Genomic DNA, 20,754 nt, shown 5'->3' on the forward strand with positions numbered 1-20,754 from the left:
GCCGCTCGATGTGGCGGCTGCTGGAGGCGGGCGTGGACTTCACGGCGCCGCCGCCCAGGAAGTTGGCCACCATCTGGGCCGTGACCTCCTGCGGCCAGGGGGTGACGCCCTGGGCGTGCACACCGTGGTCGCCCGCGAAGATCGCTACGGCAGCGGGCTCCGGGATGGGCGGCGGGCACTGGCGGGACAGGCCGGACAACTGTGCGGAGATGATCTCCAGCATGCCCAGCGCTCCGGCCGGCTTGGTCATACGCTTCTGGCGCTCCCACGCCTCGCCGAGCGCCTTGGCGTCCAGCGGGCGGATCTGCGCGACGGTCTCGGCGAGCAGGTCGTGGGGTTCCTCTCCGGGCAGGGCACGGCGGCCGTATGTCTCTTCGTGCACGACCCACGACAGGGGGCGGCGCTTGGACCAGCCGGCCTGCAACAGCTCGGGCTCGTCCGGGAACTCGTCGACGTAGCCGACGCACAGGTAGGCGATGATCTCCAGGTGCTCGGGGAGGCCGAGGGCGCGGACCATCTCGCGCTCGTCGAAGAAGCTGACCCAGCCGACGCCGAGGCCTTCGGCCCGGGCGGCGAGCCAGAGGTTCTCCACGGCCAGGGCGGCCGAGTACGGGGCCATCTGGGGCTGGGTGTGGCGGCCGAGGGTGTGGCGGCCGCCGCGGGTCGGGTCGGCGGTGACCACGATGTTCACCGGCGTGTCGAGGATGGCCTCGATCTTCAGTTCCTTGAACTGCTTCGCCCGGCCCTTGGGGAGGGACTTCGCGTAGGCGTCGCGCTGGCGCATGGCCAGTTCGTGCATCGCGCGCCGGGTGTCGGCGGAACGGATGACGACGAAGTCCCACGGCTGCGAGTGGCCGACGGAGGGCGCGTGGTGGGCGGCCTCCAGGACGCGCAGCAGCACCTCGTGCGGGATCGGGTCGCTGCGGAAGCCGTTGCGGATGTCACGGCGTTCACGCATGACCTTCAGGACGGCCTCGCGCTCGGCGGGGTCGTAGCCGGGGGCCGCGGGGCCGGTGGACTGACGGGCTTCTGCCACTGCGGCCGCGCTCTCTTCTCGGCGTTCCTGGTCGGCCAGGTCTTCCTGTTCGGCGGCCCGGGTGTCCAGGTCGTCGGCGTTCTGGGCGAGTTCGGCGTCGCCGTCGCGGGGTGCCGGGACGATGACGGCCGGTGCGGGGGGCTCCGGTGTCTCGGGCGTCACCGGCTGCGACTGCTGCGGGCCCTGTACCGGCAGTCCGGGCTGCCCGCCCGAGGCCGGGGCCGGGAGTACGACGGTGACGTCCTCGGTGGATGCGGGAGCGTCGGAGGTGGGGTCGGGCTCGACGGTTTCGGCGGCGGTGGGGGCGGCCGTGACCGCCTCCGGGGCCTGGGCCGGGTCTGCCGCGTCGGCGGTGGGGGCTGTCGCGGCGGTGGCGGCAGGCACATGTGCCTCGGGTGCCTGAGCAGGTGCCGGGGCCTCGGGTGCCTGAGCGGATGCGGAGGCCTCGGTGGGTGCCGCTGCCGCGGGGGGCTGGGCCGGGGCGGTTGCCTCCGGGGCGATGTCCGGCTCGGCGGCGGGGGCGGGTGCGTCGGCAGGCTCGGTGGTCAGGGCTGCCGGTTCCGGGGCCGGTTCCGGGGCCGGGGTGACGGAACCTTCGGCTGCCGGGGCAGCGTCACCTCCGGCGATCGGGGCCGGGCCGGGGGTGGGCGCGGTCTCGGCGGACGGAGCGGTCTCTTCCGCGCCGACCGGCTCGGTGGCCTGGGCAGCGGCGACCTGGCCGGGTGCCTCGGGGTGAGGGCCGGGAGGGGCGGGCTGCGGAGCCGCCGCAGCGGGTTCCTGCGTTGCCGACGCGGCGTCCATCACCGGCTGCGGCTGCGGCTGCGGCCCAGCGTCTTCGGCGTCGGCCTCCGGCTCCGGCGTCACGGACTCGGAGGCGGTGGTGCCCGCACCGGGTGCGGCGGCCTCGTCCGGGCCCGATGCGGCGGCCTCGGGGGCAACGCCCGGCGTCGGCACCTGTGCAACGGCCTCCGGGGGCGGCGCCAGTGCGTCGGGCGCGGGAGCGGCAGCGTCTGGGGTTGCCTCGTCCGGTGCCTGGGCGGGGGCCTCTCCGCCGGTGGGCTCGGGCGGGGTGACGGCCGCGTGCTCCGGGGCAGCGGCAGCATCCGGGAACGGGACCGCTTCCGGGACCTGGCCGGCCGGCGGAGCCTGGTCGGCCGGCGGGGCAGGAGCCGGTGCCACGGCCTGATCGGCAGTGGCCGTCGGGGTCTGTTCGCCGGAGGCGTCCGGCCCGGGAGCCTCAGGAGACTCACCGGCGGGTTCACCGTTCGGCGCAGGACCGTTCACGACCGGTCCCGGCTCCGATGCCGGCGGCGCGACCGCTTCCGGAGCAGCTAGGGCCCCCGCCTGGGCGGCAGTCGCCTGGCCCGCGTCGGGACCGGCTTCGGCTCCGGCGGGAGCGCCCGCGGCGGCCGCAGCCTGCTCGGGAGTCGCGTAACCGGCCTCGGCCACCTGAGCCTCTGCCACCTGAGCCTCTGCCGCACCGGCGAAACCGTCGGCAGCAGCCAGACCAGCCTGGGTGACAGCCACTCGGCCCACCGTCGCGTCCACGTCCAGGACCGCCGCGTCCGCCCCCTGCGCCGCCATGACCTGCTCCGGGGCGACGACTTGGGCCCCGTCCTCGCCGACACCCGCGGCAGCGGGGACAGCCGCACCGGCGGGAACACCCACAGGAGCCTGACCGGCCACGGCCGCAGCCGGCTGCCCCTCCGCCGGGCCCACGCCCGGAACCACGGGGTCACCCGCGGCAGCCGCGTCGGCCTCGGGGACGACCTGCTCGGGCTCGGCGGTCGCCAGGGGCGTGCCCGCGGGCTGCTCGGCGTGAACGGGCTGCGCGGCTGCGGCCGGAGCCGACGGTGTCGTGTGGTTCGTCTCCGTCGGCTCCTGGGTCGCGACCGCCTGGGCCGTGCCCATCGGTTCCGCTACCGGAACAACCGTTTCCGCAGGCGCCGCCCCGGCGCTCACCTGGGCCGGGTGCGGGGCCGGTACGCCCCAGGGCGTGGCGGGTTGCGTCTGCGCCTCGGGCGTACGGGGGCCGTCGAGATACTCGGGACCCGCCGAGGACGGTGACGGCTGGCGTACCGGCGCGTCGGCGGGGCCGCGGTCGGCGAGGGAGCGGACGGGGCTCGCCGAGCTGTCGGGCAGCGGCGGGCCGAGGTGCAGGGGCCGGCGCGGGGTGATGGGCGGGATCGGCGGCGGGTCGGGCAGGCGGACGCCGCCGAGGTCCACCGAGCCGCTGTCGCGGCCGGAGATCTCGTGCGGGCCGGGCTGGTGCACGGCCTCCTGGACCGGCTCCGGCGCGGGCGGCGGGACCTCGTTGCCCCAGGCGCCCTGGGCGCCCGGCAACAGCAGCAGGTCTTCGTCCTCGGCGGTGATCTCGGAGAGGTAGGGGTACGCACCGGGCGCGGGGGCGTCCGGCTGCTCCACCATGCCTGCGCTCTCCGGCAGTCCCTCGCCCGGGACCTGGCCGGTGTCGGTCATGCGTACCCCTCGCCCATCGGTTAGTGCTCCTACGACCAGCTCGCCCGGAACGGCGCACCGACCGCCCCGCAGTGAAGAACGAGCGTGCGTCCCCAGCGGCACGAACGGTCCGCCCGGAAAAGGCGACAAAGCCATTCACTGGCATTGTCGCGGTCGAACCACCCCCACGGCAGCTTGATCCGCGACGGTTCCGCTGTGGACTGCGCCACGTTGCGCGTCCTCCGGTTCTGCCGTACCACACACACCCCAAAACGGGCGGGTTTTCCGGACATTGACCGACGAAGCGCCGGGCGTCCTTGTGCGGTGCAGCGATCGGCCAGCCTACCGCGCGCAGTACGACAAACCGATCACGGGGACCGTCGCGGAGTCAGGCGCCGCGCTTCGGCAGGACGCCGCTGAGCAGGAACGCGACGCTCCGTTCCTTCTCCGTCCAGGCCCTGGTGTCGAGTTCGACGGACTGGAGGAGTGCGCACTCGACGCCGTAGCCGTGCTCGGTCAGGTCGCGGCCGATCAGTTCGGCGGCGTCGCGCGTGGCGGCGTGCGTGACGATGCGCTGCGGGCGGCGGTCGGCGACCGCCGAGACGACGGCCGCTCCCCCGCCGCCGACGCGGACGACGTCCGGTTCGGGGAGGTTCTCCAGGATGTGCGGGGCGGTGCCGTGCACGATCTGGAGCTGGACGCCGAGGCGGCGCGCGGTGGCGTCGGTGCGGGCGCAGGCGGCCCGGTCGCCGTCGACGGCGAGGACGGCGGCACCGGCCCGGGCGGCCTCGACGGCGAAGGCGCCGCTGCCGCAGCCGATGTCCCACACGAGGTCGCCGACGCGGGGCCCGAGCCGGGTGAGTTGGGAGGCGCGCAGCAGCTGGGTCTCGCCCTCGCCGAGGTCCGTGCCGTAGGCGTCGGCGGGAAGGGTCCAGCCGCGCGGTCCGGCGGACGGGTCGCGGCCGGAGATCCAGCCGCCGGTCTCCCCCGCCGTGTCCGGCCGGGCCGGGCCACCGAGGACGATGACGACGTTGGGGTCGCGCCAGGTGTGGTCGGCGGCCTTGTCGGAGGTGACGACGGAGACGCGTTCGCGGGCGGTGCCGAGTTCCTCGCAGATGACGAAGGAGCGGTGGACTCCTTCGAGGAGCAGGCCGAGTTCGGCGGGGCCGGCACCCGGGGAGGTGAGGACCGCCACCTTGGTGTGGGCGCGGCATACGTTGACCGCGCGCCGCAGGGTACGGGGGTGTGCGACGACCACCTGTGCGTCGTCCCAGGGCATGCCGGCGCGGGCGAAGGCGGCGGCGACGGAGGAGACGGCGGGGACGACCTCCACCTCGAGGCCGAACTCGGGGGCGCGCAGGGTGCGTACGACGCCGAAGAAGCCCGGGTCGCCGTCGGCGAGGACCACGGCCGTGCCGCGGTGGGCGGCGATACGGCGGGCGGCGAGGGCGACACTGCCGAGGCGGATGCGCTCGGCGCCGGCGGGCACCTCGGGGAGCGCCAGGTGGTGGGCGGCGCCGGCCACGAGCGTGGCGGCGCTCAGGGCGGCGCTCGCCGCGGCGGTCAGCGGCGAACCGTCCCAGCCGATCACCGTGACGCGGTCGGCCATCGTCGTCAGTCTCCAGGGTTTGCGCAGGTCGTCTGCGTGGCGTGGTGGGGAACAGCCCGGGGGCGGGCTCCGTGAGGGTACCCGGTGGAGGTGAAGGGGGGAGTGCCGGTGCCGTCGTCGCCGGCGTCCTCCGGGTGGTTCCGGTCAGTTCCAGTCGCCGAAGGACGTGAAGCCGTCGCGGAGCTGGTCGCCGACGCCCTCGAGGTCCTCGGGGAGCAGGCTCCAGACGATGAAGTCGGTGCGTACGTCGGTCCATGTGCCGTCCTCGGCACGGGTCCGGGCTATGCAGGCGTTGCGCAGCACGCCCTCGCTGATACAGCCGATCTTCTGGGCGACCTGCTGGGAGGCGGTGTTGTCGGCCGCGGTGCGCAGTTCGATGCGCTCGAACTTCTGGTCCCCGAAGAGCCACTGGGCGGTGGCCAGGGCGGCCTCGGAGGCGTAGCCCTCGCCGCGTGCCCAGGGGGCGATGATGTACGACAGTTCGGCGGAGCGCACGTGCCAGTTGGTCTTGCCGAGCTGGATGACGCCGACCAGGCGCTGGGTGAGGAACTCGGTGATGGCGAAGTCGATTCCGTGTCCCTCGGTGCGCTGCGCGGGGGCGTACTCGGTGATCCAGGTGCGGGCGCCGCTTTCCGTGAAGGGCTGGGGGACGGAGGTCCAGGCCGCCACCTGTTCGTCGTTCATCATCGCGGCCAGGGAGGCGACGTCGTCTTCGTCAAGGGGACGCAGCACCAACCGCTCCGTGCTGATGGAGATGTTGGGGAAGGTGCTCGTCATGCGCCGCTCCGTAACCTTCGGTGAACCTTCAGGGCATGCTGAACTGCCCAGCATGCAGCATGAAAGCACTGATCCGCACCACGGGGCCCTTCCCTCCGGGTGGGGGAAGAACCCCGTGCGCGGGTGCCTGGCGTGGGCTCAGAAGGAGGCGAGCACGGAGCCGGCGTACTTGTCCTGGATGAACTTCTTGACCTCGGGAGAGGTGAGGAGCTTGGCGAGCTTCTTCACGCGCGGGTCGTCCTCGTTGCCCTTCTTCACGGCGAGGAAGTTGCCGTAGGGGTTGTTCTTCGGGGACTCCAGGATCAGGGCGTCCTTGGACGGCTTGAGGTCGGACTCGATGGCGTAGTTGCCGTTGACCACGGCTGCGTCCACGTCGTCGAGGGAGCGCGGCGTCTGGGCCGCCTCCAGCTCCTTGAACTTGAGGTTCTTGGGGTTCTTGGTGATGTCGGAGGGGGTCGCCTCGTTGCCGACGCCCGCCTTGAGGGTGATGAGCCCGTTGGCGGCGAGGAGCTTGAGGGCGCGGGCCTCGTTGACCGTGTCGTTGGGGATGGCGACCGTCGCACCGCTCTTCAGGTCGTCGGCCTTCTTGACCTTGTGGGAGTAGAGGCCGAGCGGTTCCAGGTGGACCGTGACGACGGGCACGATGTCGGTGCCGTTCTTCTTGTTGAAGTCGTCGAGGTACGGCTTGTTCTGGAAGTAGTTGGCGCCGACGGAGCCGTCCTGCGTCGCCGTGTTCGGCGTGACGTAGTCGGTGAACTCCTTGACCTGGAGGTCGAGGCCTTCCTTCTTCGCCAGGTTGTCCTTGACGTAGTTGAGTATCTCGGCGTGCGGGACGGGGCTGGCGGCGACGATCAGGGGTCCGTCGGTGTCCGAGCTGTCCGCGCCGCAGGCGCTGAGCCCGAGGGTGAGGGCTCCGGCGGCGAGTGCGGCGGTGGTGATCTTGGCGGTGTTACGCACGAAAAGTGCCTTTCCTTTTGACCTTGCGGTGGTGCGACCCCGTCGTGGGTGAACGGGGAGTTCAGGAGGCGGCTTTGAGGAGCCGCAGTTTGGGGGCGGGGCCGGAGTGGGCGCCGCGGCGGTGCAGGGAGCGGGCCGCGTAGTCGCCGGCGAACTGGATGACCGAGATGACGACGGCGAGGATCGCGACGGTGATCCACATCAGCTGGGTCTCGAAGCGCTGGTAGCCGTAGCGGATGGCGATGTCTCCGAGGCCGCCGGCGCCGACGGTGCCCGCCATGGCCGAGTAGCCGATGAGGGCGACGATCGTGGTGGTGGTGCTGGCGATCAGCGACGGCAGGGACTCGGGGACGAGGACCTTGCGGACGATGGTCCAGGTGTTGCCGCCCATGGACTGCACGGCCTCGACGAGCCCGTGGTCCACTTCGCGGACGGCCGTCTCGACCAGACGCGCGAAGAAGGGGATGGCGCCGACGGCGAGCGGCACGATGGCGGCTTCGACGCCGATGGTCGTCCCGGTGATCGAGCGGGTGAAGCCCATCAGTGCGACCATCAGGATGATGAACGGCAGCGAGCGGGCGATGTTCACGACCTGCCCGATGACCTTGTTGGCGGCGAGGTTCTGCAGGAGGCCGCCGCGGTCGGTGAGGACCAGCAGGATGCCGAGCGGCAGTCCGCCGACGACGGCGATGAGCGTGGACCAGCCGACCATGTAGAGGGTGTCCCAACACGCCTGCTCCAGCAGGGGCTGCATCTCGGACCAGGTCACTTGGCACCTTCCTTCACCAGTACGGACTCGTGGCCCGGGAGGTCGATCTGCAGGCCCTTCTCGCGCAGGAAGCCGATGGGCACGACGTTGTCCTCGTAGCGTCCGGGCAGTTCGATGCGCATCCGGCCGACCTGGAGGCCGCCGACGGTGTCGATGGCGGCGCCGAGGATCGATATGTCGATGTTGTAGGTGCGGGCCAGTTGCGAGATGACGGGCTGGGTGGCGCTCTCGCCCTGGAAGGTGACGTCGACGACGGTGCGGTCCTCGCCGGAGGCCTCGCCGCCGAGCGGGAACAGCGCCGAGGCGAGTTCCGAGCCCGGGGTCGCGAGGAGCTCGCTGACGGTGCCCGACTCGACGATGCGCCCGTTCTCCATGAGGGCGGCCGAGTCGCAGACCGACTTCACCACGTCCATCTCGTGGGTGATGAGCAGGACGGTCAGGCCGAGTTGCCGGTTGAGGTCGCGCAGCAGCGCCAGGATCGAGCGGGTGGTCTCCGGGTCGAGGGCGCTGGTGGCCTCGTCGGACAGCAGTACCTTCGGGTCGCCGGCGAGGGCGCGGGCGATGCCGACGCGCTGCTTCTGGCCGCCGGAGAGCTGCGCGGGGTAGGACTTCGCCTTGTCGGCGAGGCCGACCAGGTCGAGCAGCTCCAGCGCCTTGCGGGAGCGTTCCCGCCCGGACTTCCCGAGGATCTCCAGCGGCAGCTCGACGTTGTCCTGGACGGTCCGGGAGGACAGCAGGTTGAAGTGCTGGAAGACCATGCCGATACGGCTGCGCGCCTGACGCAGTTCCTTCCCGGCGCGCGGGCCGCGGCCGGCCAGGGCGGTCAGGTCCTGCCCGGCGACGGTCACGGTGCCGGAGGTGGGGCGTTCCAGCAGGTTGACGCAGCGGATGAGCGAGGACTTGCCGGCGCCGGACTGGCCGATGACGCCGTACACCTCGCCCTCGCGGACATGCAGGTCGACGCCGTCCAGGGCGGTGACCTCACGGCCGCGTGCACGGTAGACCTTGGTCAGGCCCGAGGTGGTGATCACTGGGATTCCGTCACTGTCGAGTGCGCGGGCGTGGGTGTGCCCGGGCACAGGTGCATTCGGTCAGGGACGCGACACGGTTCTCGCTGGGGAGTGGAACCGGGGAGAACATGTGCGCGGGACGGCCTGGGTCACGCGACGCTCAGGGCGTGCGGACAGGCCGCGTCTCGCTTCGGGGCGCGAGCTCAGGGGTGGTGCAGGGGCCCTCTAGAAGGCGCACATTCGACACATACAACGAGCACCGGGCGTCACGGTCGCCTCGGTCGCGGGGATGCGGTCGCTCGTCGTGGTCATGTCGTCAGTAAAACACGCGTACGGTCCTGACCGGCCCTCCGCTGTCCGGATGCTGGACAGCCGTGGACGGGAGTACGGGGTCGTCAGCCGCGTACGGAGATCTCCACGCCCTGCTCGGTGACCAGCGCCGACAGGGCCGACAGGTTCTCGACGACGAGATCGGCGTGGAGTTCGTGAGCCTGATGGGTTGTGGTCAACGCCACGGTGGTCATGCCTGCGGCGCGGCCGGCCGTCAGACCCGCCGGGGCGTCCTCGAAGACGACGCAGTGCGCCGGGTCGACGCCGAGCGCGCGGGCGGCGAGCAGGTAGGGCTCGGGGTCGGGCTTGCCGCGGGTGATGTCGTCGGCGGCGACGAGTGTCTTGGGCAGGATGCCGACGGCGTCGAGCCGGGCCTCCGCGAGGCGCCGGGTGGCCGAGGTGACGACGGCCCAGCGTTCGGCGGGCAGCACGTCGAGGAAGGCCCGGGTGCCCGGCAGCAGGTGCACCCCGCCGTTGGGCACGTCCTCCACCTCCAGGTCCTCGATCCGCGCGACGGCGGCCGGCACGACCTCGGCGGGCAGCAGGTCGGCGGCTATCTCGGCGGCCGGCCGGCCGTGCAGCTCGATGCGCGCGAACTCCTCGGCCGTGATCCCGTACTCCCCGGCCCACCGCGTCCAGCAGCGGTCCACCGAGGCGAGGGAGGAGACGAGGGTTCCGTCGTTGTCGAACAGCAGGGCCTGCGCGTGGATCGTCATGCCCTCGACCCTACGGTGCAGGCCAGGGCCGGAAGCAGGGGGCCTTTTCGGCCGTAATAAGGTCGCTGCATGCTGAATGCCCTGACGCTGGTGACCGGCGTCGCCGCGCTGCTGCTCGCCGCCTGGTGCGGCTGGGCGGCCTACCGCGACCAGCCGACGAAGGACTGGCACTTCATCGGGATGGCCGTGGTCACGCTGCTGTCGCTGGTCCAGCTGATCGTGGGGATCGTGCTGCTCGCGCGGGGCGAGAAGCCGGAGCAGGGCACGACGATCTTCGTGGCGTATCTGCTGGGGGCGTTCGCGTGTGTCCCGGCGGCGGGTTTCATGTCGCTGGCCGAGCGGACCCGGTGGGGTTCGGTGACGGTGGCCGCCGGCGGTGTGGTGCTGGCGGTGCTGGAGGTGCGTCTCTATGACATCTGGGGAGGCTGAGGTGAGCCGGCGCCGGCTGATCAGCGGGCCGGGCACGCTGCTGGTGTGGCTGTACGGCGTGATGGTCGTGGGGGCGGTGTCGCGGTCCGTGTTTCAGATCGCGACGGAGTTCGACAGGGCGCCGCTCGCCTACTCGCTGTCGGCCGTGGCCGGTGTCGTGTATGGGTTCATCACGTACTCGTTGGTGCGGGGTGGGGAGACGGCGCGGAAGGCTGCGCTGGCGTGCTGTGTCGCCGAGTTGGTGGGGGTGCTGACGGTGGGGACCTGGACGTTGGTCGAGCCGTCCGCCTTCCCGGACGCGACCGTGTGGTCGGACTTCGGGATGGGGTATCTCTTCATTCCCGTGATCTTGCCGGTGTCCGCCATTTACTGGTTGCGGAAGGGTGCGCCTCGGGAGGGTGCCGCCTGAGGTTCGTCAGGCGGCCGCGGGCCGGGTGTGGCTTGGCGCGCAGTTCCCCGCGCCCCTGAGGGGGTGAGACTCAAGCCGTCGCTGCGTAGGTACTCGCCGGCTTCTCCAGGACGATCATCGGTACGCCGTCCGCGCCCTGGGACGTGCCCACCGTCTCGTAGCCGACCTTGCGGTAGAGGCGGAGGTTGCCCTCGCTGCGGTGGCCGGTGTGGAGGCGGAAGCGGGTGGCGCCGTGCTGGTCGGCGAGGGCCGATTCGGCTGCCCGGAGCAGGCGGGCGCCGATGCCGTGCCCTTGGAGGCGGGGGTGGACGCAGAGCTTGCCGATGCCGGCGGCTCCGTCCTCGGTGACCGAGCCCCGGACCGAGCCGACGACCTCCTCACCGAGCCGGGCCACGAAGACGCAGTCGCGGGTGACCTCCTCGCGGACCGAGTCGAGGGTTTGGACGAGCGGGTCGATGCGGTAGTTCCCGTACAGCGCCGCCTCCGGCTGGAAGCACAGGTACTGCAGCCTGAAGATCTGCTCCGCGTCCTGCTCGGTCGCCGCAGAGATGGTCACGCTCATGCCCATGTGCGCACGCCTCCCGCTCATCTGATCACCTGTCGTCCCCACTCCTATCCCCGTCCTCAGCGGGCCGCAACCTCCGGCGTCAGTAATCTCCTGAGACATCCCAGGCATCTGGAACGTTCCGGGCCAAGACTCCCCTGTGAGATACCCAACTCCCCTGCGATTTCCCGGTATGTCAGGTCCTCAGGCGAGAGCAGGGCCTCCATCAGCCGCGGGCAGCGGCCCGGGAGGCGGCGCCCGGCCTCGCGCAGGGCCCGGCCCCGGGCCGCGGTGAGGGCGAGCTGTTCGGGGTCGCGGTCCCCGTCGTCGACCGGTTCACCGGAGTACGGCCGTTCGAGGCGGCTCGTACGGCGGGTGCGGCGCACCTCGGAGCGGACGGCACGGCGGAGCCACCGCTCGGGATCGAGCGGCGGCCCTTCGGCGTCGAGCCGCTCCAGCAGACGGAGCCAGACCGCCTGCTCCAGGTCACCCGGCTCGGTTCCGGTGGAATATGCCTCGGCGGAGGCCTCGGCGGTGAGCAGCGGGCGCAGAGCGGTGACCAGGTCGTGCGTCATATGCGGAGCGACGCGGCCGCCCGGGCGGCGGGTTGCCCGGGCGGCCGAAGCTCACTCGACCAGGTGGTGTGTACGCGGACGTTGACGCGGCTCAGCCGGTGAAGTCCTCGCGGGCCAGCAGACCCGTGTCGGGCTGGTCGGTGAAGACGCCGTCGATGCCCGTCGCGAAGTACGCCTTGTAGGCACCGAAGACATCACCGTAGGCGTCCGGGTCCGTGCCCTTGCGGAAGTCGGCGGGCAGGAAGGGGTTCTCGTTGCGCATGGTGTAGGGGTGCAGGATCAGGCCCACCTTGTGCGCGTCGGAGACGAGCGTCGTCGGCTGGGTGAGCCTGCCCTGGGCGTCGCGCGGGACGACCAGGTCCAGGGTCGGGCCGATGCCCTGCGCGTAGGAGGCGATCTCCCTGAGGCCGGCCGGCTTGACCAGGTCGGCGACCGTGCGAGGGTCGCCGGTCTCGACGAAGTCCCAGGGGCGGGAGCCCGCCGAGGACAGCAGGACGACCAGCGGGTTGTCGACGAGCTTGTGCAGGCGCTGGACGCTGGTCGGCTCGAAGGACTGGAGGATGACCGGGGAGGTGCGCCGGTCCTTGCGGTACTTGCCCAGCAGCTTGGCGACCCGCTCCTCCAGGGGGAGGCCCTGCTTGCGGAAGTAGGTCGGGTGCTTGAGCTCGGGGTAGATCCACACCTGCTTGCCGCGCTTGCGGGTCTGCTCGTCCTGCCACCTGAGGACCTCCTCGAAGGTGGGGATCTCCCAGCGGCCGTTGTAGAGCGTGTTGTGGGGGCGGTTGGCCGGGATGCGCTCGACCGCACGCAGCGTCTTCAGCTCGGCGAGCGTGAAGTCCTCGGTGAACCAGCCGGTGGTGGAGACGCCGTCGAGCAGCTTGGTCTTCTTTCGGCCGGCGAACTCGGGGTGGTCGGCGACATCCGTGGTGCCGCCGATCTCCGGCTCGTGACGGCAGACCAGGTGCCCGTCCCTGGTCGGGACCAGGTCGCCCGCCTCGACGATGTCGGCACCCAGGTCGAGGGCCAGCTGGTACGAACCGAAGGTGTGCTCGGGGCGATAGCCGCTGGCGCCGCGATGGCCGATGATCGTCGGCCTGGGCAAGCTCTTGACTCCGCCGTGTCCGCCGTCGTGCCGGGCGCTGTCGGCGCGCGCCGTGCCGGCCATGCCGAGGACCGCTCCGCCGGCGCCGAGCACCGCTGCGCCGAGCAGGGCCCGCCGTCCGGTACCACTCGTTTCTTCGTTCGACTCCCGCGTTCCCATGAGCGCCCTCTCTGCCGGTTCGGCTCGTCCGTGCGCGCCGATCGTAGGGGCGCGTACATGACGAGTGGGAGACCCCGGGCGGAACACGCGGGTGACGTCGGATGTCGTAGTGGCTGGTGAGGAGGATGATTTGACGGTTCGTCGTGTCTGTTCGATTCGGCCCGGCCGTTCTGGGAACGCGTGCGGTGGGCTCCGGGGCGACGTGTGTCACAGCATGTCGGCCGCGTTTCGTACCGTCGTCGGTGCGCCACCGCAGGTAAACGCGCGTCAACAGTGCGTAAGGCCTCGGTGAAGTCGCCGTGCCCGATGTGCGCGATGGCCGGGGCCACGAGTATCGTCCTCACCTGCACAGACTCATACAGAACCCCTTGACACCGGAGGGTCCGTTGTCCCGCTTCGTGCTCATCAAGGCAGTGCTCGGCCCGATCATGCGCCTGATGTTCCGCCCACAGGTGGAGGGTGCGGAGCACATTCCCGGTGATGGCCCGGTCATCCTGGCCGGCAACCACCTGACGTTCATCGACTCGATGATCCTGCCGCTGGTCTGTGACCGTCAGGTCGTCTTCATCGGCAAGGACGAGTACGTCACCGGCAAGGGGCTCAAGGGCCGGCTGATGGCATGGTTCTTCACCGGCGTCGGCATGATCCCGGTGGACCGGGACGGTGGCCGGGGTGGTGTCGCGGCGCTGATGACCGGGCGGCGCGTGCTGGAGGAAGGCCGCATGTTCGGCATCTACCCGGAGGGGACGCGCTCGCCCGACGGGCGGCTGTACCGGGGGCGGACGGGGATCGCCCGGCTGACCCTGATGACGGGTGCGCCCGTGGTGCCCTTCGCCATGATCGGCACGGACAAGTTGCAGCCGGGTGGGGCGGGGCTGCCCCGTCCCGGCAAGGTCACGGTGCGGTTCGGTGAGGCGATGGAGTTCTCCCGGTACGAGGGGATGGACCGGGACCGGTACGTGCTGCGGGCCGTGACCGACTCGGTGATGGCCGAGGTCATGCGGTTGTCCGGGCAGGAGTACGTGGACATGTACGCGAGCAAGGCGAAGGAAGCGGCGTAGGTTTTTCCGGGGCGCGGCGGGCGGGCGGCGGGCTCGGGCTGTCGGCGGCTGCGGGTTGTGGGGGCTGGTCGCGCAGTTCCCCGCGCCCCTGAGGGCATGACCTCCAGGGCGTGGCTGCGTGCAGCCCCGTGCTCGAGTTCGCGCAGTTCCCCGCGCCCCTGAGGGCATGCCCTCCAGGGCGTGGCAGCGTGCGGCCCCGTGCTCGAGTTCGCGCAGTTCCCCGCGCCCCTGAGGGCATGACCTCCAAGGCGTGGCAGCGTGCAGCCCCGTGCCCGTTCTCGCGCAGTTCCCCGCGCCCCTGAGGGCGTCGCCCTCAGGCGGGTTTTGTTGTGTCGCCTTCCAGCTTCTGGCCCCGCAGCAGGAACCACGCCGCCACCGCCGCTGCCAGCAGGACCGTCGCGCCCGCGCCCGCCGCCAGGGCCAGGCCGTCGACGAAGGACGTGCGGGCCGCGTCCAGCATCGTGGCGGCGCTGTGGGCGGGCATGCCCGCGGCCGCCTCGACGGCGCCGCCCAGCGACTCGTGGGCCGCGGCCGGTGTGCCCGCGGGGCCGGTGAAGTCGCGGTAGACACCGGTCACGATGGAGCCCAGCGCGGCGATACCGAGCGCGGCACCGAGTTCGTACGCCGTCTCGGACACGGCGGACGCGGAGCCCGCCTGCTCCTTGGGCACGCTGGAGAGGATCACGTCGGCGGTCACGGTGAACGAGAAGCCGGCGCCGACGCCGACCACCAGCAGCGCGGTCCCGAGCAGCGGGTAGCCGGTGGACTGGTCGAGCACCGTGAGCGCGGCCAGCGCGAGGCCGATGGCCGCGAGGCCCCCGGAGACGACGGCCCGCACCGAGAAGCGCCTGGCCACACGGCCCGCGATCAGTCCGGCCACCACCGCGCCGACCGCCGCGGGCAGTTCGGCCAGCCCGGCCTCGAACGGGCGCCTGCCCTGCACGAGTTGCAGGTACTGGGAGAGGAAGAACACCAGCCCGGACAGGCCGAGGATGGTCAGCAGGTCCGCCAGCACCGCCCCACTGAAGCCGCGGTGGCGGAACAGCCGCATGTCCAGCAGCGGGGTCGGCAGCCTGAGCTGACGGCGGACGAATCCGTACAGGGCGGCCGCGCCCAGCAGCCCCGCCGCCAGGGTGCTCCACCCGAAACCGTGGGTGGCGGCCTCCTTGATCGCGTACACCACGCCGATCATCCCGACCAGCGACAGCACGACGCTGACCAGGTCCCAGGGGCCGGGGTTCGCGGTGCGCGACTCGGGCAGCAGCTTGATCCCGACGAGGACCAGGACGGCCATCACCGGCAGGTTGATCAGGAAGACCGAGCCCCACCAGAAGTGCTCCAGCAGGAACCCGCCGACGATCGGGCCGACGGCCGTACCGGCGGACGCGGTGGCGCCCCAGATGCCGACGGCGAGGCTGCGCTCGCGGGGGTCGTGGAAGAGGTTGCGGATCAGGGCGAGAGTGGCCGGCATCAGGGTCGCTCCGGCGATGCCGAGCAGCGCCCGCGCGACGATCATCATCTCGGGCGTGGTGGCGTAGGCGTTGATGACGGACATCGCGCCGAACGCCGTGGCACCGATCAGCAGGATCCGCTTGCGGCCGATCCGGTCGCCGAGGCTGCCCATGGAGACGAGCAGACCGGCGATGACGAACGAGTAGACGTCGCCGATCCACAGCAGCTGGGTGCCGGAGGGCTTCAGGTCCTCGCTGATGTAGGGGGTCGCGAGACCGAGGACGGTCGCGTCGACGGCCACCAGCAGCACGGCGAGCACGAGGACGCCGAGCGCGAGCCAGCGGCCCGGGCGCTCGACCGCCTCGGTGGTCTTCGCCGGCTGCAGGGTGCTGGTCATGATTCCTCTCTTCTGAGTGCGCCGCCGAGCAACAGCTCGACGATCATGTGCTGGAAGTCCTTGGGGGCGCCCTTGCCGCTGTGCACCATCCAGGCGCCGGAGGCCATCAGGCCGTAGAGCGCCTCGGTGAGCCAGGCGGGCGTGAGGTCGATGCGGAATTCACCGCCGAGCTGGCCGCGCCGGAACAGGGCGGAGATCCGGTCGTCGATCGTGGCCCAGCCGGCGTTCTGCTCCTCGCCCTCGAACAGCTGGTTCTCGGTGTAGAGGAACGCGAGCAGCCCGGCGGCGGGCTCGATGGCCCCGACCAGTCGGCGTACGGCGTCACCCGCCGAGCCCTCGTCGAGCCGGGCCGCGTCCAGAGCGGCTTCGCACTCCGCGATGCCGAGCGCCTCCAGCGCCCGGACGAGGGCGTCACGTCCGGCGAAGTGCCGGTGCAGCGTGGCCCGGCTGATTCCGGCGGCCTTGGCGACCTCGTCCATGGTCGCGGTGGATTTGCGGGTCAGCAGGGCCGCGGCGGCGCGCAGCACGTGCTCAGGATCGACAGCCATGAGACAAGCGTACCCCACATGAGACATGAGTGTCTCATTCGGGGCGTGCGTGGCTCACGGCTGCACAGAGTGCGGGCGAACGCCGCTCAGTGCCAGGGCAGCTGTGCGCGCCGCTCCCAGTACGCGTGCGGCTCCTCCACCAGCGTGGCGAGGCGGGCCAGCTGGTCCTCGTCGAGGTCGACGACCGCCGCGTGCAGATTCGAGGCGAGCTGGTTGGTGGTGGCGGCGCCGGAGAGGACGACACCGGCCCAGGGCTGCCGCAGGATGACGGCCAGCGCGACGGCGTCGCAACCCAGCCCGGTCCGCTCGGCGATCTCCCGCACGGCGTCCGGGGCGTGCGGCCCGGCGAGCCGGCCGTTGGCCATGCCCTCCTTGACGATCACGGTGAGTCCGGCGTCGTGCGCCTCGGCGAGCGCGGGGGCGGCGGAGGTCTCCAGCGCGTTGTACGTGGACTGCACGGTACGGAAAAGGGGTTCGCCGTCGACCGTCACGGCGAGGGCGGCGCGGATGGCGTCCGCCTGGGCGGGGCCGCTGGTGGAGAACCCGACGGTGAGACCCTGCGCGGCGGCTTCGGCGAGCTTCGCGTGCAGTTCCTTGTCGGTCAGGGCCGGACTGTCCGGGGTCACCGAGTGGATCTGGTAGAGGTCGAGCCGGTCGCCGAGCAGGGCGTCGCTCTCCGCGCGCTGCCGTTCGTAGGTGGCGAGGGTGTGGTCCTTGACCTCGTGCTTCTCGGCGTCGGTGGACCAGTCAGCGGTGTAGGTGTAGCCCCACTTGCTGCCGACGACGATGTCGTCGAGGCCGGGCCTGTCCTTCAGCCAGTCGGCGAGGAACTCCTCGGAGCGGCCGTAGGAGCGGGCCGCGTCGAAGTAGCGGACGCCCTGGGCGTAGGCGGCGTCGAGGAGTTCGTGGGTGCGTTCCCGTAGGGCATCGACCGTGCGCTCCGAAGGGAGGTCTTCGTCCCGGCCGAGGTTGATGTAGCCGGGGCGCCCGACGGCGGCGAGGCCGAGGCCGATGTGGCAGGTGGGGGTGGTCGCTGTGGCCAGGCGGGCGAAGGGCATCGTCGGCTCCGTTCGGTCGGCTCCGGTGGCTTCCGAACAACGTAACCTGCGATGGCCTTCGCCCCGGACCTCGACCGTTGCGGTGTTTCGGCGCGTGCGGGTCGTCTTCGCTCGTTCGCGCGGTTCCCCGCGCCCCTGAGGGGCGATTCCGTCAGGCCTGCTTCTTGGCCACTGCCCACTCGTGCTGGGCCGCCACGTCGGCCTTCACCTCTGCCAGCTGGACGGCGACCGCGCTCGGGGCCGTTCCGCCCCTGCCGTTGCGGGAGGCCAGGGCGCCGGGGACGTTCAGGACCGTCCGCACCTCGGGGGTCAGGTGGCTGGAGATCTTCGCGAACTGGTCGTCCGTCAGCTCGTCCAGCTCCTTGCCCTCGGCCTCGGCGGCCTTGACGCACTCCCCCGCCACCTCGTGGGCCACGCGGAACGGCACGCCCTGCTTCACCAGCCACTCGGCGATGTCCGTGGCGAGGGAGAAGCCGGCCGGGGCCAGTTCCTCCATGCGCTCGCGGTGGACGGTGAGGGTGGCCATCATGCCGGTGAAGGCCGGGAGCAGGACCTCCAGCTGGTCGATGGAGTCGAAGACCGGCTCCTTGTCCTCCTGGAGATCGCGGTTGTAGGCGAGCGGGAGGGCCTTGAGCGTGGCCATCAGGCCGGTGAGGTTGCCGATCAGGCGGCCCGACTTGCCGCGGGCCAGCTCGGCGATGTCCGGGTTCTTCTTCTGCGGCATGATCGACGAGCCCGTCGAGAACGCGTCGTGCAGGGTCACGAAGGAGAACTCCTTCGTGTTCCAGATGATGACCTCCTCGGCGATCCGGGAGAGGTTGACGCCGATCATCGCCGTGATGAAGGCGAACTCGGCGACGAAGTCCCGGGAGGCCGTCCCGTCGATGGAGTTGCCGACCGAGCCGTGCTCGAAGCCGAGGTCCTTGGCCACCGCCTCCGGGTCCAGCCCGAGGGAGGAGCCGGCCAGGGCGCCGGAGCCGTAGGGCGAGACCGCCGTACGGGCGTCCCACTGGCGCAGCCGCTCCGCGTCCCGGGAGAGGGACTGGACGTGGGCCAGGACGTGGTGGGCGAACAGGACGGGCTGGGCGTGCTGGAGGTGCGTGCGGCCGGGCATCGCCACGTCGGGGTGGGCCTCGGCCAGGCCGATCAACGCGTCCTGGAGCTCGGCGATCAGGCCGCCGACGATCCGGGCGTGGTCCCGCAGGTACATGCGGAAGAGGGTCGCGACCTGGTCGTTGCGGGAGCGGCCCGCGCGCAGCTTGCCACCCAGGTCGGGGCCGAGGCGCTCCAGCAGGCCGCGCTCCAGTGCGGTGTGGACGTCCTCGTCGGCGATCGTGCCCACGAAGGAGCCGTCGGCGACGTCCGCCTCCAACTGGTCGAGACCGGCGATCATACGGGTCAGCTCGTCCTCCGTGAGCAGGCCCGCCTTGTGCAGCACGCGCGCGTGGGCGCGAGAACCGGCGATGTCGTACGGCGCGAGACGCCAGTCGAAGTGGACGGACGCGGACAGCTTCGCCAGGGCCTCGGCGGGACCGTCGGCGAAACGACCGCCCCAGAGCCGGACGTCACCGCTGTTGCTGCTCACCTGCGTGCTCCTCAAGGGGTGTGGATGTGCCTCACCGTCATGCATGAGTATGCAGAGCTCTGCATGATTCGTCAATTCAACGGGGCCGGGGAGCGGATTCCGGCCAGGTGAGAGGAATTTGAAGATCCTTTGAACGCGGGAAACCGCTTACCCGTACCTCTCGCCGAACGCAGGCGCCGCGTTCGACACCGACGTCACCCCGACCCCCTAGTGAGGCATCCGCATGTCCAGGGCTCTTCCTAAGTACAACAAGCGTCGCGTCACGTTCATCGGCGGCGCCGCCGCGGTGGCACTGTCCGGCACGGTGATCGCCGGCTTCGCCCTCGCCGGGGAGTCGCCCGACAGCGGCGCCAAGAACGCCCGGACGCTGGCGGGTCCCGGCACCATCACGTGCCCGGACGTCCGTTCCAAGCTGCCGGCGGTCCCCGCCTCCGCCAAGGCCGAGGTCGACCGCAACCTCACCCTGCTCAACACGCAGATCCAGGAAGCCAACAAGCGCCTGGTCGACACCGTGGGCCAGGGCGGCCCCAACTTCGTCCAGAACGCCATCCTCGGCCCCCTCAAGGACAAGCGCGTCGCGACCGTCAACCGCATCGCCACCGCCATCGGACGGACCGCCGCGAAGCCCCAGGGCCTGGACTCCCTGGCCACCTGCACGCTGAACGCCGCGGGCACCAACGCGGGCGGCGGCGCGGCCGGCAAGCCGCAGGCGGGCGGGAACACCGGTAACGCGGGCAACGCCGGCAATGCAGGGAACGCCGGGAACGCCGGCAATGCAGGTAACGCCGGCAACGCGGGTAATGGCGGCAACGCCGCCGCCGGCACGATCACCTGCCCGGACGTCCGCTCCAAGCTCCCGGCCGTCCCCGCCTCCGCCAAGGCCGAGGTCGACCGCAACCTCGCCCTCCTCGACACCCAGATCCGGGAAGCCAACACCCGCCTGGTGAACACCGTCGGCCAGGGCGGCCCCAACTTCGTCCAGAACGCCATCCTCGGCCCCCTCAAGGACAAGCGCGTCTCGACCGTCAACCGCATCGCCACCGCCATCGGCCGGACCGCCGCGAAGCCCCAGGGCCTGGACTCCCTGGCCGCCTGCACGCTCAACAAGTGAGATGACAGGCGCTGTGGCCGCCCCGTTGGAGCGCCGGCCGGGGCGGCCACGCAGACGTCCGCGCGCGGGGTCCGGCAGAGGTGACCGGACCCCGCAATTCCTTAGACAGTCGAAGGACCTGCGGCCATAATCGGTCGACATGGGAAAGACTTATGAGCGCATAGACGGCCGGCTCCGCACGTTCATCGAGGCGCAGCCGGTCTTCTTCACCGCCACCGCGCCCCTGGCCGCCGACGGCACGGTCAACCTCTCCCCCAAGGGCCTCACAGGCTCCTTCGCGGTGCTCGACGAGCTCACGGTGGCCTACCTCGACTTCGCCGGTTCCAACGCCGAGACCATCGCCCATCTGCGGGAGAACGGGCGGATCACCCTGATGTGGTGCGCCTTCCAGGGCCCGCCGAACATCGTCCGCCTGCACGGCAGAGGTGAGCCGGTCTTCCGCGACGACCCCCGCTTCGGGGAACTGCTCGCGCACTTCCCGGACATCGACCCGGCGCAGCACGGCCTGCGCGCGATCATCGTCGTCACCGCCGAACGGGTCCGCGACAGCTGCGGCTACGCGGTGCCCTTCATGGCGTACGAGGAGGACCGGGACCTGCACGGCAAGCGGTTCGCCCGAGAGGACGACGCCTCACTCAGCGCGTACTTCGGCAAGAAGGAGCA

At 71.5% G+C, this 20,754-nt stretch carries 19 protein-coding genes; 5 read left to right on the forward strand and 14 right to left on the reverse strand.

Features of this window, described 5'->3' with window-relative positions; all coding sequences use genetic code 11:
* The 7 genes from bluB to ABT116_RS26330 all read right to left on the reverse strand — a co-directional run.
* The coding region (bluB, locus tag ABT116_RS26300) for a 5,6-dimethylbenzimidazole synthase (protein ID WP_351638482.1) at positions 1–3,514 on the reverse strand (3,514 nt) is incomplete at its 3' end.
* A 367-nt stretch (positions 3,515–3,881) separates the two neighbouring features.
* Positions 3,882–5,102, reverse strand: coding sequence for a precorrin-6y C5,15-methyltransferase (decarboxylating) subunit CbiE (gene cbiE, locus ABT116_RS26305; RefSeq protein ID WP_351638485.1), 1,221 nt, complete (start codon positions 5,100–5,102; stop codon positions 3,882–3,884).
* Between the two features lie 144 nt (positions 5,103–5,246).
* Positions 5,247–5,879 (reverse strand): GNAT family N-acetyltransferase, encoded by a 633-nt coding sequence (locus ABT116_RS26310; RefSeq protein ID WP_351638488.1) that lies wholly within the window; start codon positions 5,877–5,879, stop codon positions 5,247–5,249.
* 138 nt (positions 5,880–6,017) lie between these two features.
* Positions 6,018–6,836 (reverse strand): MetQ/NlpA family ABC transporter substrate-binding protein, encoded by an 819-nt coding sequence (locus ABT116_RS26315; protein ID WP_351638490.1) that lies wholly within the window; start codon positions 6,834–6,836, stop codon positions 6,018–6,020.
* 61 nt (positions 6,837–6,897) lie between these two features.
* Complete coding sequence (locus ABT116_RS26320; protein ID WP_351638493.1) at positions 6,898–7,605, reverse strand: methionine ABC transporter permease; 708 nt, start codon at positions 7,603–7,605, stop codon at positions 6,898–6,900.
* Positions 7,602–8,636 carry a methionine ABC transporter ATP-binding protein gene (locus tag ABT116_RS26325; protein WP_351638496.1) on the reverse strand — a complete coding sequence of 345 codons (1,035 nt, stop codon included), beginning with the start codon at positions 8,634–8,636 and terminating at the stop codon, positions 7,602–7,604. Before ABT116_RS26325 ends, ABT116_RS26320 begins: the two co-directional genes overlap by 4 nt.
* Before the next feature lie 374 nt (positions 8,637–9,010).
* Positions 9,011–9,661, reverse strand: coding sequence for an HAD family hydrolase (locus tag ABT116_RS26330; protein WP_351638499.1), 651 nt, complete (start codon positions 9,659–9,661; stop codon positions 9,011–9,013).
* Positions 9,662–9,730: 69 nt separating this feature from the next.
* Here ABT116_RS26330 and ABT116_RS26335 point away from each other — a divergent pair, with 69 nt between their 5' ends.
* Both ABT116_RS26335 and ABT116_RS26340 read left to right on the forward strand, forming a co-directional pair.
* Positions 9,731–10,090: a hypothetical protein gene (locus ABT116_RS26335; protein ID WP_351638502.1), complete on the forward strand. Its 360-nt coding sequence runs from the start codon at positions 9,731–9,733 to the stop codon at positions 10,088–10,090.
* The gene (locus tag ABT116_RS26340; RefSeq protein ID WP_351638503.1) at positions 10,071–10,499 is read left to right on the forward strand and encodes a hypothetical protein; all 429 of its coding nucleotides are present in this window, start codon (positions 10,071–10,073) and stop codon (positions 10,497–10,499) included. Before ABT116_RS26335 ends, ABT116_RS26340 begins: the two co-directional genes overlap by 20 nt.
* 70 nt (positions 10,500–10,569) lie before the next feature.
* Here the strand turns inward: ABT116_RS26340 and ABT116_RS26345 are convergent, their stop codons facing one another.
* The 3 genes from ABT116_RS26345 to ABT116_RS26355 form a co-directional block, all read right to left on the reverse strand.
* Positions 10,570–11,067: a GNAT family N-acetyltransferase gene (locus ABT116_RS26345; protein WP_351638526.1), complete on the reverse strand. Its 498-nt coding sequence runs from the start codon at positions 11,065–11,067 to the stop codon at positions 10,570–10,572.
* A gap of 56 nt (positions 11,068–11,123) precedes the next feature.
* A complete protein-coding gene (locus ABT116_RS26350; RefSeq protein WP_351638506.1) occupies positions 11,124–11,618 on the reverse strand; it encodes an RNA polymerase sigma factor in 495 nt (164 codons plus the stop codon).
* Between the two features lie 91 nt (positions 11,619–11,709).
* The gene (locus ABT116_RS26355) at positions 11,710–12,879 is read right to left on the reverse strand and encodes a glycerophosphodiester phosphodiesterase (protein ID WP_351638508.1); all 1,170 of its coding nucleotides are present in this window, start codon (positions 12,877–12,879) and stop codon (positions 11,710–11,712) included.
* A 386-nt stretch (positions 12,880–13,265) separates the two neighbouring features.
* Here ABT116_RS26355 and ABT116_RS26360 point away from each other — a divergent pair, with 386 nt between their 5' ends.
* Complete coding sequence (locus tag ABT116_RS26360) at positions 13,266–13,940, forward strand: lysophospholipid acyltransferase family protein (protein WP_344454500.1); 675 nt, start codon at positions 13,266–13,268, stop codon at positions 13,938–13,940.
* Between the two features lie 313 nt (positions 13,941–14,253).
* Here ABT116_RS26360 and ABT116_RS26365 read toward each other — a convergent pair whose 3' ends face one another.
* The 4 genes from ABT116_RS26365 to argH all read right to left on the reverse strand — a co-directional run bounded on the left by ABT116_RS26365 (position 14,254) and on the right by argH (position 18,980).
* On the reverse strand, positions 14,254–15,789 hold the full coding sequence (locus ABT116_RS26365; RefSeq protein ID WP_351638511.1) for an MFS transporter: 1,536 nt from the start codon (positions 15,787–15,789) through the stop codon (positions 14,254–14,256).
* Positions 15,786–16,337: a TetR/AcrR family transcriptional regulator gene (locus ABT116_RS26370; RefSeq protein ID WP_351638513.1), complete on the reverse strand. Its 552-nt coding sequence runs from the start codon at positions 16,335–16,337 to the stop codon at positions 15,786–15,788. Before ABT116_RS26370 ends, ABT116_RS26365 begins: the two co-directional genes overlap by 4 nt.
* A gap of 86 nt (positions 16,338–16,423) precedes the next feature.
* Positions 16,424–17,395, reverse strand: a complete 972-nt coding sequence (locus tag ABT116_RS26375) for an aldo/keto reductase (protein ID WP_351638516.1) — start codon at positions 17,393–17,395, stop codon at positions 16,424–16,426.
* 151 nt (positions 17,396–17,546) lie between these two features.
* Positions 17,547–18,980 (reverse strand): argininosuccinate lyase, encoded by a 1,434-nt coding sequence (argH, locus tag ABT116_RS26380; RefSeq protein WP_351638518.1) that lies wholly within the window; start codon positions 18,978–18,980, stop codon positions 17,547–17,549.
* Between the two features lie 223 nt (positions 18,981–19,203).
* On the opposite strand from argH, the gene ABT116_RS26385 reads away from it, so the two are divergent.
* Together ABT116_RS26385 and ABT116_RS26390 are read left to right on the forward strand one after the other, a co-directional pair.
* Entirely contained in the window at positions 19,204–20,091 is an 888-nt protein-coding gene (locus tag ABT116_RS26385) for a hypothetical protein (RefSeq protein WP_351638520.1), read from the forward strand.
* Between the two features lie 139 nt (positions 20,092–20,230).
* Positions 20,231–20,754: pyridoxamine 5'-phosphate oxidase family protein (locus ABT116_RS26390; protein WP_351638523.1), on the forward strand; the 524-nt coding region annotated here is incomplete at its 3' end.

The sequence above is a fragment of the Streptomyces sp. NPDC002130 genome (assembly GCF_040296465.1).
Lineage (GTDB): Bacteria > Actinomycetota > Actinomycetes > Streptomycetales > Streptomycetaceae > Streptomyces.